Origin of the sequence: 'Nostoc azollae' 0708, from assembly GCF_000196515.1 — a bacterium.
Lineage (GTDB): Bacteria > Cyanobacteriota > Cyanobacteriia > Cyanobacteriales > Nostocaceae > Trichormus_B > Trichormus_B azollae.
The window spans coordinates 5,287,157-5,302,907 of sequence record NC_014248.1 but is presented as its reverse complement, the minus strand read 5'-3'; the positions used below and the strand labels follow the sequence as shown (position 1 = coordinate 5,302,907).

At 39.2% G+C, this 15,751-nt stretch carries 12 protein-coding genes and 4 pseudogenes; 7 read left to right on the top strand and 9 right to left on the bottom strand.

Features of this window, described 5'->3' with window-relative positions; all coding sequences use genetic code 11:
* The first annotated feature begins 156 nt into the window (after positions 1 to 156).
* Positions 157 to 1,323, top strand: coding sequence for a pyridoxal phosphate-dependent aminotransferase (locus tag AAZO_RS24680; RefSeq protein WP_013193236.1), 1,167 nt, complete (start codon positions 157 to 159; stop codon positions 1,321 to 1,323).
* Positions 1,324 to 1,549: 226 nt separating this feature from the next.
* Here AAZO_RS24680 and AAZO_RS24675 read toward each other — a convergent pair whose 3' ends face one another.
* Complete coding sequence (locus tag AAZO_RS24675; RefSeq protein ID WP_013193235.1) at positions 1,550 to 2,854, bottom strand: tetratricopeptide repeat protein; 1,305 nt, start codon at positions 2,852 to 2,854, stop codon at positions 1,550 to 1,552.
* Between the two features lie 72 nt (positions 2,855 to 2,926).
* Here AAZO_RS24675 and AAZO_RS35955 point away from each other — a divergent pair, with 72 nt between their 5' ends.
* Positions 2,927 to 3,085, top strand: a complete 159-nt coding sequence (locus AAZO_RS35955) for a hypothetical protein (RefSeq protein ID WP_187289567.1) — start codon at positions 2,927 to 2,929, stop codon at positions 3,083 to 3,085.
* 68 nt (positions 3,086 to 3,153) lie between these two features.
* On the opposite strand, the gene AAZO_RS24670 is transcribed toward AAZO_RS35955, so the two are convergent.
* The 4 genes and pseudogenes from AAZO_RS24670 to AAZO_RS24660 form a co-directional block, all read right to left on the bottom strand.
* On the bottom strand, positions 3,154 to 5,205 hold the full coding sequence (locus AAZO_RS24670; RefSeq protein ID WP_013193234.1) for a ribonuclease catalytic domain-containing protein: 2,052 nt from the start codon (positions 5,203 to 5,205) through the stop codon (positions 3,154 to 3,156).
* 307 nt (positions 5,206 to 5,512) lie between these two features.
* The gene (rpsR, locus tag AAZO_RS24665) at positions 5,513 to 5,728 is read right to left on the bottom strand and encodes a 30S ribosomal protein S18 (protein ID WP_013193233.1); all 216 of its coding nucleotides are present in this window, start codon (positions 5,726 to 5,728) and stop codon (positions 5,513 to 5,515) included.
* A gap of 2 nt (positions 5,729 to 5,730) precedes the next feature.
* Complete coding sequence (gene rpmG, locus AAZO_RS32410; protein WP_013193232.1) at positions 5,731 to 5,925, bottom strand: 50S ribosomal protein L33; 195 nt, start codon at positions 5,923 to 5,925, stop codon at positions 5,731 to 5,733.
* 107 nt (positions 5,926 to 6,032) lie between these two features.
* Positions 6,033 to 6,546: pseudogene (locus tag AAZO_RS24660) on the bottom strand (RDD family protein).
* Positions 6,547 to 6,937: 391 nt separating this feature from the next.
* Between AAZO_RS24660 and AAZO_RS24655 the strand changes: the two are divergent.
* On the top strand, positions 6,938 to 8,161 hold the full coding sequence (locus tag AAZO_RS24655) for a molybdopterin molybdotransferase MoeA (RefSeq protein WP_013193231.1): 1,224 nt from the start codon (positions 6,938 to 6,940) through the stop codon (positions 8,159 to 8,161).
* Positions 8,162 to 8,396: 235 nt separating this feature from the next.
* Here AAZO_RS24655 and AAZO_RS24650 read toward each other — a convergent pair whose 3' ends face one another.
* Positions 8,397 to 9,980 carry a B12-binding domain-containing radical SAM protein gene (locus tag AAZO_RS24650; RefSeq protein WP_013193229.1) on the bottom strand — a complete coding sequence of 528 codons (1,584 nt, stop codon included), beginning with the start codon at positions 9,978 to 9,980 and terminating at the stop codon, positions 8,397 to 8,399.
* A gap of 225 nt (positions 9,981 to 10,205) precedes the next feature.
* Between AAZO_RS24650 and AAZO_RS40385 the strand changes: the two genes are divergently transcribed.
* Together AAZO_RS40385 and AAZO_RS24640 are read left to right on the top strand one after the other, a co-directional pair.
* The gene (locus AAZO_RS40385; RefSeq protein ID WP_228371409.1) at positions 10,206 to 10,337 is read left to right on the top strand and encodes a DUF433 domain-containing protein; all 132 of its coding nucleotides are present in this window, start codon (positions 10,206 to 10,208) and stop codon (positions 10,335 to 10,337) included.
* 920 nt (positions 10,338 to 11,257) lie between these two features.
* Positions 11,258 to 11,404: pseudogene (locus AAZO_RS24640) on the top strand (DUF4277 domain-containing protein); the annotation flags it as partial.
* Positions 11,405 to 11,462: 58 nt separating this feature from the next.
* On the opposite strand, the pseudogene AAZO_RS32400 reads toward AAZO_RS24640, so the two are convergent.
* Positions 11,463 to 12,271 (bottom strand): annotated as a pseudogene (locus AAZO_RS32400) (IS5 family transposase).
* An 81-nt stretch (positions 12,272 to 12,352) separates the two neighbouring features.
* Between AAZO_RS32400 and AAZO_RS44390 the strand changes: the two are divergent.
* Both AAZO_RS44390 and AAZO_RS40360 read left to right on the top strand, forming a co-directional pair.
* A pseudogene (locus AAZO_RS44390) lies at positions 12,353 to 13,797 on the top strand (IS1634 family transposase); the annotation flags it as partial.
* Positions 13,798 to 13,920: 123 nt separating this feature from the next.
* Positions 13,921 to 14,160, top strand: coding sequence for a hypothetical protein (locus AAZO_RS40360; protein ID WP_013193227.1), 240 nt, complete (start codon positions 13,921 to 13,923; stop codon positions 14,158 to 14,160).
* Positions 14,161 to 14,184: 24 nt separating this feature from the next.
* Here the strand turns inward: AAZO_RS40360 and AAZO_RS41915 are convergent, their stop codons facing one another.
* Positions 14,185 to 14,307 (bottom strand): hypothetical protein, encoded by a 123-nt coding sequence (locus AAZO_RS41915; RefSeq protein WP_266887235.1) that lies wholly within the window; start codon positions 14,305 to 14,307, stop codon positions 14,185 to 14,187.
* A 245-nt stretch (positions 14,308 to 14,552) separates the two neighbouring features.
* Positions 14,553 to 15,509, bottom strand: coding sequence for an NAD-dependent epimerase/dehydratase family protein (locus tag AAZO_RS24615; RefSeq protein ID WP_013193226.1), 957 nt, complete (start codon positions 15,507 to 15,509; stop codon positions 14,553 to 14,555).
* Positions 15,510 to 15,751: the final 242 nt, after the last annotated feature.

The following is a 15,751-nucleotide window of genomic DNA, read 5'->3' as shown; positions in this document are numbered from 1 at the left end:
CCATTCCAAATTTCTGAAAAGCTTATGCTGTATTCATTTTTAATTTTTAATTTTTAATTAATGGTGGTACTAACCATTTGCAGGAATTTAGAAAAAGCAAATCTCGACTGGGATTCTGGGATATCCTTATAATAGAGATTCGCCCAAAGAAGTAGAATGAAGCTGGCAGCAAGAGTAAGTCAGGTGACACCCTCCATAACCTTAGCAATCGCAGCTAAAGCTAACGCCATGAAAGCAGAGGGTATAGATGTTTGTAGTTTTAGTGCTGGAGAACCAGATTTTGATACCCCAGCACATATCAAAGCCGCAGCTGCGAAGGCTTTGGATGAAGGTAAAACCAAGTATGGACCCGCGGCTGGTGAACCAAAGTTAAGGGAAGCGATCGCTCACAAACTAAAAACCGATAATGGTCTGGATTATAAAGCAGAGAATGTGATCGTTACCAATGGCGGTAAGCATTCTCTCTACAATTTGATTGTTGTACTCATTGACCCCGGTGATGAGGTAATTATCCCTGCACCTTATTGGTTAAGTTACCCCGAAATGGTAACTTTGGTAGGTGGTAAGTCGATAATCGTCGAAACCGATGCTTCCACAGGCTACAAAATTACCCCAGAACAGCTAAAAAAAGCCATTACCCCAAAAACTAAGTTATTTATCCTCAACTCTCCATCTAACCCCACGGGGATGGTGTACACACCAGAGGAAATTAAAGCCTTAGCGAAGGTGATAGTTGATGCAGATATCTTAGTTGTGTCTGATGAGATTTATGAAAAGATTCTCTATGACGGTGCAGAACATATCAGCATCGGTTCTCTAGGGAAAGAAATTTTTTCCCGCACCTTAATTAGTAACGGTTTTGCTAAAGGTTACTCAATGACTGGGTGGCGACTTGGTTATTTAGCAGGGCCTGTAGAAATTATTAAAGCTGCTAGTACCATACAAGGGCATAGTACATCAAATGTGTGTACCTTTGCTCAATATGGAGCGCTCACAGCTTTAGAAAGTTCTCAAAACTGTCTAGAAGAAATGCGTCAAGCTTTCGCTAAACGTCGTCAGGTAATGTTTGAAAGACTTAACGCCATTCCTGGTTTGACTTGTCCTAAACCAGACGGTGCTTTTTACCTATTCCCTGATATCAGCAAAACTGGTTTAAAATCTCTGGAATTTTGCAACGCTTTGTTGGAAGCACATCAAGTTGCAGTTATTCCCGGAGTAGCTTTCGGTGCTGATAACAACATTCGCCTTTCCTATGCTACTGATATGGCGACCCTTGAAAAGGGAATGGATAGGTTAGACAAATTTGTACGTTCTCAAATTTAGGGACTGGGGACTGGGGACTGGGGACTGGCGCAGATGGGGCAGATGGGGGAGAATAAATTTACCTTCTGTCACCAATCACCAATCACCAATCACCAATCACCAATCACCAATCACCTATAACCTTCTCTAATTAATTTCTCCACGGGTAAAAGGGAACAGGTTACAGGTTCAAGGCTACAGGGAAGAAGAGGAGTAGAGGAGAAAATAAGTAATTATGAATTACGAATTATTTCAATCCCATGTCTTGCAACCCTTGACGGAGACGTTGTGCTTCCTGGGGATTATTTTTTTCATGGAGTGCGATCGCATATTCAAACGCTGCTAAACTAGTTTCGACATCACCGGCTTTCAGTAGCACTACTCCCAAATTTTGATAAGCTTCTGCATAATCAGGATTTAATTGAATAGCCTTGTCATAACAATCAATGGCTTCAACCAACGAACCCATAGCTTTACATACCATCCCCAAATTATAATAACCAGTCACAAAACTAGGATCAATTTTGATAGCCGTTTCATAAGCATTTTTTGCCCCTAGAAAATCAGCTGATACCTTCAACAAATTACCTAAATTATTATATCCTCCCAACTTTAAAAGAGGATAAATCGGTAACTTTACAGCAGCTTGATAATGGGAAATTGCCTGGTTGAAATTTTTAAAATGTGTATGAGCAATTCCTAAATGATAATGTAATTCATACAAAATATCATAATTGGTTTCCTTAATATCTTGACTAAGAGAATTTCCAACTTTTCTTGATTGAGAATTTTGAAACCCCCTTAAACGGATTTTATCTTTGTGAACCTGATTATTTGACTGGTTTAATTGATTACCAATCATCTGACTTAATCCCTGATTTAATAATTCCATTCCCTCATTAATTTTCCCCATTTCTACATACAAAGCACCCAACTTACTGCAAACATAAACATCATCAGGATTTGCAGCAAAAAATTCCTCCATTGCGGCTGCGGCTTTACCATATTTGTGCTGCTGACTAATTATAGCTTTTTGATATCCAGCATGAAGAATAGCTACCTCTGGTAAATAGCCAATTTGCCAATAAGTCTCTTTAGTTGAAATTGCTGCAATACTATCATCAACCAACGCATGATATGGACGATCAAATTTAATCTTGGCATGGTTGCGAAATAGTCGAGAAACCAGAGAATACGGTGATTGAGTCGCACCAATTTCCTGACGGACGAGATTGATTAATAAATAATCTTGGATATTAATTGCTTCTTGCAAATAGGGCGCTATTTCTGGTGTTAGACTTTCATCAGCATCTAACACTAAGATCCAGTCTCGTGTAACATATTTTAAAGCTTCATTACGAGCCGTACTAAAATTATTACACCATTCAAAATAATGCACCTTAGCGCCGAATTGTTCAGCGATTTGGATTGTTTGATCACTTGAACCTGTATCGAGGACTACAATTTCATCTACCACATCTTCGACACTTTGCAAGCATTTTGGTAGGTTGGTTTCCTCGTTTTTGACAATCATGCACAGACTGAGTTTCATAAATTCATCATTTTTTATAGTGATAACTTATGTACGCTCAAAACAACAAGCTATAGTCGTGGTATAGCAAGGGTGTTGACAAGTAACTATCCAGCGCCTATTGAGGATTTTGAGGCTTATATTAAGTGGGCTGGTGATAAAGATACCAAAGCACAACGACAAGGTTGGGTGAGGGAATTGGAAGCCGGGAAAAATCCCTTTACTGATGAGGTGTTGAAGAAATTACAGTAGAATTGATGGGGTGATGGGGAACAAATCCCCAATTACCAATTACCAATCCCCAATTACCAATCACCATATTAAAGAGCAGCTTCTTGATAAATTATTTCTTGAAACTGAATCATATCTTTCTGTGGATCAGCAAGGCTCACTTTCACTAATAATTGTTCTCCTAAATTGACCGTCCTTCTAAAGGCCATTGGCAATTGTAAACCTAAATCTTCTAACAGAATTAATGCTAAATTGCTATCTTCTCGTAACCACATCAAAACTGTGATTTGCCATATCTGTTCAGGATGACGACGCAAATATTCTAGAGCATAATATCTGTTAGTTTGTCGTTCCACCATTGTCACTTCTTGGGTGGTAGTGGTGACGGTCATCATCACTTCTTTGAGTTGTTCGGCTGAAAAGGGCAAATCTTCACCCCGCAGGTGTGCCTTGAGTTGGAAGTGGGTTAATAGGTCGCTGTAACGACGAATTGGTGAAGTTGCTTGGGTGTAGGTATCTAGTCCCAAACCAGCATGGCGCACAGGAGTAATACTCATTTCGCTCTTGGGCATACACCGACGCATGGCACAGGCACGAACAAAGCCTGCGGGAAGTAGGAGTAATTCTTCTTCTGGTGGTAGTTCTGGTTGGGGTTGACCACGGAAGGGTAGGGGAATGTTATGGGTTTGACCGTAACGTGCGGCTACTTCTCCCGCAAGAATCATCATTTCGGCAACTAATTGCCGGGAGGAGGAATCATCTAAAATATCTATGGTGACATCATCGCCTTTGACTTTAATCATTGCCTCTGGCATATTGATGCTGATGGCTCCTTGGTTATATCTCCAGGTTTTACGCTTTTTTGCCCAATTTGCGATCGCAGCAATTTCTGGTTCTGCTTCTACCCCTAATTCCAGCATCTCATCTACATCTTCATAGGTGAGACGATAGGTAGGCTTCATCAAGCTGGCATGAATACAGTAATCTTCCACAGCCCCAGTTTCGTCCAAAACTATGCCAAAGCTGAGGGAGTAACAAATTTTCCCCTGTACCAAACTCATCGGACCAGTTGCTAGTACCTCCGGGAACATGGGAATCATCCCCGTCGGTAAATAAACAGTGCTTCCCCGCTTTCTGGCTTCTAAATCTAATTCATCTTCTGGCATTAACCACCGCGTAGGGTCAGCAATATGCACCCATAGCCGTTCCTGTCCATCTAGTAATACTTCCCAACTTAGACCATCATCTATTTCCGTGGTACTTTCATCATCAATTGTGTATACCTTGAGATGAGTTAGATCCAGTCGATTTGTATCTAAGTCAGTTGGTGGAAAATCCAAGCGTTGTTGCGCCACTTCTAATACCTTGTTGGGAAACTGGACGGGAATTGAAGAACGACGCAGGAACAGGTTCTCATGCGGACCCCACCAACCCAAGTCGATCAACAGTTGAAAGGCTGCTAGAGGTGTACCAGAACGTCCCAGCATATTCATGGTTTCTAAGACTGGGGCTGGAGGTGGGTAAGCGCGGGCTAAAGAATCGGAGTTTACCCCCGTCCGCACAATATCCGCCACTAAGGATGCATACTTTTCTAATGCTTCCAAACGCTGACGGTCTTGCCGTTGCCATTCTACTGCTTCACCCTTGAGTGCCTGTTCTACACGCGCTAAAAATTCCTGCTGTCCCTTAGCTTTTTGCGCTTCTACTTCTATTTGATGCTTACGTTCTGCTACTTGTGCTGCGCTGCGGGGTTCATAAGCTTCACCTTTTTGCTTGAAATAGAGTTTGTCTTCTGATAACAAGCAATGAGCAGCGTAACAGTATGGCGGTTCAGATTGTGAAAACAGCAAATTAGCCATTTGGCTAGGGGTGACTGTTTCTCCATCTTCCACCAATAATTCCCAAGCCACTTCTAAGCTAGATGGATCTAGGTACGGTTTGACTTGTTCTGAAAATTGGGCAATATCTGAGGGTTTGTAAGTTTCCCCGTTTACTGTATAGGTTAGTTGTCGAGGCGCGAGGCTGTGGGATTGACCTCGTTCATCTACTACAAACCAACGGGTCTTTCCGTCTGGACGATCTACCACTCCCAGACGGCGATCGCCTTGAACCCTAAATTCAACTAGCGTCCCCTTCTCCACAACTCTCGCACTTATTTAGTAATTTTAGATTTTAGATTTTAGATTTTGGATTGAATGACTAGTAACTTAAGTTACCTATGGTCTGGTTTAGTTTGGTAATTGGTAAAGTTCTTACCTGTTCCCTATTACCTATTCCCTGTTCCCTATCACCCAAATCCAAGGATTTGAAATCTGGAATGTTATTATACACTCCCTTAACCTGAATGGAATTTTAGATTTTGGACTGAAAGTAAACGTTTAATCATAATGCCAACGTTACTTATTTGGATCATTATCTCCAATCCAAAATCCAAAATCCAAAATTTTCTTAGCCTTCTGCGTTGATGAATGGCAACAATGCCACAATCCGGGCGCGTTTAATTGCTAATGTTAATTCACGCTGTTGCTGAGATGTCAACCCAGTAATCCGCCGGGGCAATATTTTACCACGCTCAGTGATAAATTTACGCAATAAATCAACATCTTTATAATCTATTGGCTCTCCTGGCTTAATTGGCGACAGGCGACGACGGTAATAGCTCATCTTTACTTGATTTCCTTGTGAACAGTGTGTTTATTACAGTGGGTACAGAACTTTTTCAGTTCTAAGCGGCCAGTGGTGTTCCGACGGTTCTTGGTGCTGGTATAGCGAGAAACGCCTGGAGAACGCTTGTCTGGGTTAGTACGACACTCGGTGCATTCTAGTGTCACTATTATGCGGGCACCTTTACTCTTAGCCATAATCTTACAAAGCCATAATCTTACAAACAGTAAAGCCGGGAGAGATTTAACACAAATGACAATCTTCTCACATTTCGCCGCACTTTTTCAACTATTCGCTTAAATTTTCAATCCAGCGAATAGCCGCGCTGTGACGAAACGATCATAGTTTTAGCATAGCGGTCATGGAGAGCCTGTCGCATCTGAGTCTCTGAGAAGGCTGCACCACAGTCAATCCCTAGGGGAAGCACTAGCAGTATAGCAGTCGGATTCGCTATTATGTTCCTCAAAAAAATTGAGCCTAAGAAGCAACCAAAGCAAATAATCCCCTCACGCTGCAATAATGCCTGTACTTCAGGTATTCTGCTGACTATTTGCCCATGGTCAACTTCTATAACTTTTAAATTAAAAGCCCATCTTCCTAAACTCTGTCCCTGATTGTTATAGACGATTAAAACCCGCAAAATCATCCAAGTGAGAATAAAAACAAAGATTTGGGCAAATTGAATAGCTAGATCATTGCTTCCCAAGAGAGAACTGACCAACCAACCATGCACCAACAAAATCTATTCCCAGTGCCATGCCTCGACGGGTAATTTCTGCCTTGGGATAGTGTTTTTGGGCTGTTTGAACTATGGTCATGTAGAATAGGTATTGATGTGTAGGTGTATGAAAAGAATTGTTGCCCGTATCTTTAATATTAAATTAAAGCGATATAGCAGCGTTCAGAACTTAGTTAAAGAAGAAGCAAAAAATAGTACAAATTAGCCCATTTTATAGGAAAAAAAGCTGAAACGAAGACAGGTAGGACTTGTGTGTACACCTTAGCCTTCACGCAAGGGATGAAAGCCGCAAATCACATCACAGGATTAGGTTTAAACGGTGATAAAATTAATTATTAATTCCCAAAGTTCTGGTTAAACCAGTGACTTCATCTGACCATCCTATAAGAAACTTAATTGTGACACTTGGGTAAGACCTATAGAAGTTGCACAACACTAGATTAAAATATCCAAAACTATCATAATTAAATATGCTGTCAGTCAGAGATGCAGAAGCTACTATTTTCAATGCTATACAACCGCTGGATAACCAGCAGGATATAGAATTTGTCGATTTGTTGATGGCAAATAATCGTATTTTAGCCACTCCTGTTACCAGTTCCTTCGATTTTCCCCATTGGGATAATTCGGCAATGGATGGTTATGCTGTGCGTTATGCAGATGTGCAGCAAGCAAGGGCTAATAAACCCATTATTTTGACAGTTGTGGAAGAAATTCCCGCCGGATATCAACCCCAAGTGACTATTAAACCAGGAGAAGCGGCGCGAATTTTTACAGGTGCGGTGATGCCAACAGGTGCGGATACTGTTGTTATGCAGGAAAAGACTCACCAGGAAGAAAACCGCATTTTTATCTTTGCTGCACCTCAACTAGAAGAGTTTGTTAGACGCAAGGGTGATTTTTACCAAGCTGGAAAGCAACTGTTACCCGCAGGTATTAGTTTAAATGCTTCTGAAATTGGGGTTTTAGCTGGGGCAGGACGTGAGCAAGTCTGTGTTTTCCGTCGTCCCCGTGTGGCGATTCTTTCCAGTGGTAATGAGTTGGTGATGCCGGAAGAAATGCTCAAACCTGGGCAAATTGTTGATTCTAATCAGTATGCTTTGGCTACTTTGGTAAGGGAACTGGGTGCGGAAGTGTTACTGTTAGGAATTGTTAAAGATGATCCTACGGCTTTAAAAGAAATTATAGATTATGCGATCGCCAACGCTGATATAGTTATTTCTACTGGTGGTGTATCTGTGGGCGATTATGACTACATAGATAAGATTTTAGTGTCTCTGGGGGCAAAAGTTCACTTTAGCTCTGTGCAAATGCGTCCGGGAAAACCTCTGACTTTTGCAACTTTCCCCAATTCATTATACTTTGGTTTACCTGGAAATCCTGTTTCTGGTTTGGTTACTTGCTGGCGGTTTGTACAACCAACAATTAAAAAACTGGCGGGACTTTCTAAAGGTTGGGAAGGAAAATTTTTGAAAGTGCGATCGCATTCAGAATTACAATCAAATGGTAAGATGGAAACTTATGTTTGGGGTAAGTTACATCTGGTAAATGGTGGTTATCAATTTCACAAAGCCGAGGGTAATGATAGTTCGGGTAATTTAATTAATTTAGCGCAAACAAATGCTTTGGCTGTCTTACCTGTGGGTAAAACTTTGGTTTATTCTGGTGAGGAAGTTTTCGTTTTGCAGCTATAGCTGGTGATTGGTGATTGGTGATTGCTGATTGCTGATAGAAGTTGTTTAATTTATCTATAAATCGTTCCTAATTTATTCCCAAACATAAGAAGTGTTGTTCTTCTGTTACTAAACCCAAAGAACTTTCCATAACTTGAGTCATAAGCCCTCCTTTGATGAAAGCTGTCATTATTAATAATGACGCAAAGTATACATATATTACTCTTCTTGCCTTTGCGTCTAATTCTAGAATATCCTAAACTACCGCTTCTACTTTTTCCTTTTCTGGAATATAAGGTTTTTCTGCACCTTGGGCTAAATAAGCGGCTAATTGACTTTCAATTTCATCGCGCACAATTTGCCGATATTCCATAAAATGTTCGATGTGGGCGCAAGTAGAAACGTACTGTTCAATTACTTTGGGGTTATGCTTGAGAATGCTCAAGAAGTGATGCCAGAATTTCCAGCGGGTTTCCCGTTTAAAACCTTGTCTCCAAATTACAATTAGCAGTGCTTTGATAACTACCCATTCTGGCGTTTTAGCTGGTGCTGTCCATTCGGGAGAACCCAACATTAAGAAACAGCGATAGGTGCGATCTAAATATGCCACTGGGTCATATAAAGCACAGAAGGCTTCCACATATTCCCTAGCAAGTTCTTCTAGGGGACGGGTGGGAATAAAATTCATCAATGTGGTTTGATTGATGTTTCCGTCTTTATTTTCCCGCAGTCTGCCTTCTTTTTTTAGGCGATGCCACAATGCAGTGTTGGGTAATGCTTGTAACATAGCAAAGGTGGTAGAAGGGATGGCTGCTTGTTCTGCAAATCTGACGATGCGATCGCCTGCACCGGCTTTTTCACCATCAAAACCAATAATAAACCCAGCCATTGGCCGCAGTCCAGCTTTAATGATAGTTTCTACAGACTCAGTTAAAGAACTGCGAGTATTTTGGAATTTCTTAGTTAGTTGTAAACTATCTTCATCTGGTGTTTCAATACCCAAAAATACTGCTTTAAATCCGCAATCAACCATCAACTCCATCATCTCTGCATCTTGTGCCAAGTCAATGGAAGCTTCTGTGTCAAAATTGAAGGGATATTGATGTTCAGCCATCCAAACTTTTAACTCTTTCAGCAACAATTTCACATTGCGTTTGTTGCCAATAAAGTTATCATCTACCATGAATACACCACGTCTCCAACCCAACTCATACAGATAATCTAATTCTGCTAACAGTTGTGCGGGTGTTTTGGTTCTGGGTTTGCGTCCATATAATACAATGATGTCGCAAAATTCGCACTGGAAGGGACAACCACGCGAAAACTGCACCGACATCATATCATAGGCATCAGATTCTAATAAATCAAAGCGGGGAATGGGTGTACCTGTGACATCAGGTTTTTCTGTAGCGCGGAAAACTCCAGATTTTTCACCTTTTTGTACAGCTTCCACAAACATGGGTAAAGTGATTTCTCCTTCATCCAAGATTAGGAAATCTGCCCCTGCTGCTTCTACTTCATCGGCTGTAGATGTGGGATAGGGTCCACCCAAAGCCACTAACTTACCACGTCTTTTTGCTTCCCGAATTTGATCTAGTAAGTCTTGTTTTTGGACAATCATAGCCGAGAATATGACTATATCTGCCCATGCCCATTCTTCTTCGGTGGCAGCGCGGATGTTACGATCTACAAGTTTAAATTCCCATTCTTGGGGCAAAATCGCCGCTACTGTGACTAAACCCAATGGTGGTAACAAAACCTTTCTGTCTACCAGTGCTAGGACTTTTTCATAGGACCAAAAGGTTTTGGGAAATATTGGATAAACTAGCAAAACACGCATAGTATCACCCCTCACGATTTATTTGTAATCTAACTGTAACCAAAATTAAGACTAATTGACTTTTTTCTATATTGGTCTGCTGTATGTGAGAATGGGGAAAGAATCTTTCTAGTTAAGGAGTCCTACAGTGCTTGCTCAATTAGATCGTATTACTGTTAATCCTAACGTTTGCCTCGGATAACGAACCATCCGGGGAATGCCTATTACTGTGGGCTTTGTGCTAAAATGGCCAGTAACCTTTCCGTTCAGGAAGTTTTAGAAGCTTATCCAGAATTAGAGGATGAAGATATCCGACAGGCTCTCAACTATACTCCTTGGACAGTTTCTGACAAAACTGTAGGTATTCCTTCAGCATGAATAACCTTCGCTTGATTGCTGATGTGCATATTTCCCCTCTAACAGTTGCAGCATTAACATTGAAGGGATATGACATTTTGCGCTGTACAGATAGATTTACTCCCTAATACAGCGGCTGATGTAGATATTTTGGAACTCATTTTTCTAAGTATCACTCTTATAATCGTAATGATCCTTTTTTTAATTTAGTAGATACTCAGACGAAAACTGAAATTATCAATTACTTGAAGCTGTATCATAAGTATGGTGATAATACTATTTCAATGGAGCAATTTACCCCATATATTTCAAAAGTTTAAAAAAAATTGTGAGTAATACTGAATACTATCTCCAAAACATTGAAAAGTATGCCAGCCCGTAAGTAATACAGTGCGATCACAGCGCTCACTCTTTTTGTAGATTTATATTCTTAAGACTTACGCAAAATCTCTCTGAATTTCTCTTTCTTTCCTGTCCTATCCCTTCGGGACGCTACGCGTTAGCGGAGCTTTCGCTTTAGCGATACGCTCCTTTGTGCTTCATTCTTTCTTAACTTCTGCCTTTTTTAGTTACATGAGAGCGATAGCTGGGAAGAGCAAAGCGATCGATCGCACATACCGAAGATCATTCTTGTTGTTTTAGCCAAACTTCCAAATCTGCCATCGTTGGTAAATTAAATACAACCCACCTTCCGCACCCTAACTGTAACCTAACTGTCACAGATAGTAGTACACAACAACTAAATCTCCTGGAAGCAAGAAAAAGCTTAATGAGAACAAGGATGATTAAAATGGCAATAGAGTGAGAGAATAAAGTTTTGTAAAGAAGATAAAAGAAAAGAAAATTTAATGATTTAAAAATTAAATTAGAACAGAAGAGGAAATGAATTAATCACAACTCCTGTTGTGATTAATTCTGTTGTGAAATCAAAGCTTCAAAAAATGGAAACTCAAAACCTAGACCATTTAGGCATGGTAGCAGGAATAATAGACGCCATAGGAGTAGTAGAAATAATCGTTGAAATTGGAGAGAAAGTAAGTCCGGGTCATGTAGTAAAACCCATGATAATCAACGGGTTAGGATTTGTATAAAAACCGTTATATATGTTTCCCCAATATTTTAAAACAATCGCCTCTGAGAGATGATTTATAAAGTAAATGTTGAGGAGACAAGAGGAAGTAGCATAATTCTAGTCATAAGAGCATATATAGCCCCTTCCCTCATTTGTGTTAAACGCTCATAATCCTTGCTTAGACGATGATATTAGTTAAACCACCCAAATGTTCTTTCTACTACCCAGGGTTGTGGTAAAACTTTAAATTCTTGCTCAGTAGGTCCTATGACTTCAACATGAGCTTGAATCAGGAACCAAACTGCAAGTGCAAATTTATCACCGTCATAACCGGAATCAACCCATAAAACTTGGACTTTTTCCAATAATTCTGTGGGTTCCTCTAGCAGTTCCATTAGTGCATAGGCAGCAAGTATTCGTTCTGGGGCATTGGCTTCACTAACAACAACTTTCAACACAAGTCCCAGGCTATCAACTAAAGTTTGCCCCTTTCTTCCTTTTACCTTTTTACATCCGTCAAAACCATACACATCCCCTTTTTTTGGTCAGTGTTGACCGACTGACTGTCTGCAGCGAGCGCGGTAGGTTGTGTTGATTTACCTAATTTCGAGCGAACTTGACCACCCAATGTATGGTTGAATTTTTCCCAAACCCCCTGGCCCTGCCATTTACTGTAATAGCTATATACCGTTGACCTTGGCGGGAAGTCACCTGGAAGCATATTCCATTGACATCCAGTTTTCAAATGATAATAGATGGCATTACATATTTCACCCATATCTGTTGTGGGTGGATGCCCTCCTTCTTTGGCTGGTGGAATCAATGGGGCCAGGATTTCCCACTCCATATCAGTTAAGTCTGTGGGGTAAGACTTTCGTGCCATGATTAGCTATGTAAATACACTATATCTGATGTATCCTATCCTTCCAACATTCCTTTTCTACTCCCCTTTACATTTACTTTATCAATAGCCTGTGAGCATCTAATAGGAGCAGGAGTAAAACCAGAATATCTCAAGGACGATAAACTGGGGAGAGTCATGGATAAACTATTTATAAAAGGATTGGATAGAATATTTTTTATTGTCGCCTTAAAAGCAGCCCCAAAATTTGGAGTATCCCTATGAGTAGGGCATCTAGACTCATCATAAATGCACATACATGGGCAATATAATACCACCTTACCAGAAATAATATTTGAGAGTCGAAAAGTAGGAAATAATCAAGAACTAGAAAAATTAGCAGTAAAATCACCACAAGAAATAACCATCACCTACGGTTATTCTGGTGACCATAGACCGGAGTTAAAACAGTTCATCATAGAAATGATATGTTCAGGAGATGGAGACATACCAATATATATTTTTAAAACTAGCATCGGGACACCAAGCAGATTCATCATGCTTTGGTAAAATAGCAGTAGAGTACCAAAAACAATTAAAAGTTAACAGTCTAATAGTAGCAGACTGGGCCTTATATACAGAATCAAATCTGAAAATGATGTTAGATTTAAGCTGGTTATATCCAGTGCCATTAAGCGTAAAATCAGCACAATGATTAATATCAACATTACCAGAACCAGAATTTGTTGATAGTAACTTACCCGGATATAAACTAGCTTCAAAAACAGTAAATTATTCAGGAATAGAACAAAGATGGTTAGTAGTGCAAAGTCAAGAAAGAAGAGAATCAGACCTGGGTAAACTCTCACAAAAAATTACCAAGGCACAATCAAAAGCTGTGCAAGATTTGAAAAAATTATCACCAGAAAAATTTGCTTGTGAAGGTGATGCTATCAAGGGGTTATCTAAACTATTCAAACAATTCAAATATCACCGAATTAACCAGAGTAAAGTTACTCAAATCAAATCTAAGAAAAAAGATAGTTCAGGAGAGATATCCTAATGAAATATCAGCTACATTCTCCCAGAATGAAAGTAAAATTAATACAGAATTTCTGAGGGCAGGGCCTTTTATTATTGCTACAAACTTTTTGGATTCCAATGAACTTACCCATGACTCCATCTTGAGTGAATATAAAGCTCAACAGTCTTGCCAGAGAGGGTTTGCTTTTCTCAAAGACCCATTATTTCTTGCAGACAGTATTTTCCTAAAAAGTCCAGAGAGAATAGAGTCCCTGGGAATGATTATGGGTTTATGTCTGCTGGTTTATACTTTAGGGCAACGACAAATTAGAACCCCTTTGAGAGAGTCTAAATCAACAGTAAAAAATCAATTGGGCAAACCAACTGACCGCCCCACTTTACGCTGGATTTTTCCATGCTTTCAGTCTATTCATTTAGTTACAGTTAACCAAGAAAAACACATCTGTTACTGGACTCAAGAGAGAAATTTCATTGTGAATCCTTTACCAGAGCATTGTTTTCCCTACTATCAATTACTTACCTAATTTTTCTCTCTATTAATTTATCTCTATTAATTTAATTTCTATCAGAAAATAACCTAATCTCTTTGATTTATAGCTCTATTTTACTAGAATTTATTTTTTTACTTCAATCTATGAGTCTAAGTTATGATTTATCTCTTGAATATCTTCATTTATCTGTTGACTCCTCTGGGCAGTGTTCTTTCTTATTGCTCCTTATTGAGAATAGCTTTTGATGCTATTTTTGGTGCTTTACTGTTTCTCCAATGCCTTTTTTTACTGCATATGTTTGTTTTTATGCTCCCTTGGATTTTTTCTCTCCGTAATTTCTCTCTGTGGCACTTTATGGTGCCGAATGTGGGTTACAACATCTCTCAAGAATTATAATTATTGCACAGGTAATACCTTAACTCATTCCATTAGTAATGAATTAACTTCACGAAAGCGATAATTTAGACAACTAGTAATCCATTTTAAAGCTTCTTCTTTTTTACCTTTTTGTAAAATATCCTGATAAATTACTGACTCTTGCATAATATCCTCCCGTCAAGATTGGCGAATAATGAGGAACATGAAGTTCGTGTACTTCCTACAGGTCGGCGACCGTTGCTGGGAACTTCTCTGCTGGAGTTTCGTGAGCTTGTGGTGTAATTTACAGAGGGTGGATTGATGACAATCGACGAGTTATAGCAGTCACTATAATGATTAGGATGTTGAACAGAAGCTGATTTAAAATTTTTAAATTCACCTTAAAAGGGCTATTTTTATAAAATTAATATTTATTTCCCACCTTTAACACCACTAATTTTCAAAACATCACTCATCGTTGCACAGTAATTAGGTAAATTGAAACTGCTGGGATTAATAGCGTTAGCATAGCTAAAATGACGATAGTTCATACAGAATCTATCCCAAGCTGCCATTTGAATGCGAAGTAAAGCAATAATCACATTTGCGAAACCTAAAAATAGAGGAATGCGAAAGTAAATCTTTTTACTTAAATAAGCGCAAACTTCTTCTATAGCTTGATTAGCAGTTAACGCAGATTGACCCAAAACAAATCGGCGTGGATCTCCTGGTTGTGGTGGATAATCAATTAAATATTGAACGATTGTAGCAATATCTTTGCCATGAATAAAGTGAAAACTGCCATCTGCTTGTAAAAAACGAATGATATTAATATAGTTAGTAACTTCAGGAATACCTGATGTGAGATGAGAATAAGGTTTTGTTTCATCACCACCTAAGACTAGGGTAGGAAAAACTGTAGTGATTTTGGGAAAAATAGCTAATTCTTGGATTTTATGTAAACAATCATATTTAGAACGGATATAATCTGTACCTATTTCTCCTGCTTCTTTGAGTGGTTGATTGTCGTGATCTAAGACACTGGCCGTTGAAAAATAAATTACGTGTTGACATTTCTCAGGATTTAGCAGGTTCATTAATTCTAGAGTCTTGGAGACATTGATATCAAAAACGCCGTTACCCCCCCAGCAAGTGGCTGTTAAAACAGCAATATCAATGCTTTTGAGTAAATTAGAGAAATTAGTAATTTCTTGCATATCACCCTGTAAAATGGTGATTCCTGGACGGGCTGTAGTATCAACTTGTAGTTTCTTTGGGTTTCTCACCAATAAATAAAGTTCGTGATTGGTGTTTTGAATTAAGGCTTCGCTGATATAGTGACCGATACAGCCACTTGCACCCGTGATTAAAATCCGTTTTTTGGTCATGAATTTGGAAGTTTTGGGTAGAGTAAGAGGTATTGTAAACTCAAGATTAATCGAATTTAAGGCAATTAAAGGCTTTATAATTTAAAATTTTTAGAAAATATAAAACGTATGTACTCATATATTATATAATTGGTTAATTTATTCACCTTATTCACCTGCTTTTAACTTTAATAAAGCTTTGGCTTTTGCTGCCCGTACCAAATGTTCTAAATACTGGTATTGTTCCCAAATCATCTCTTCAG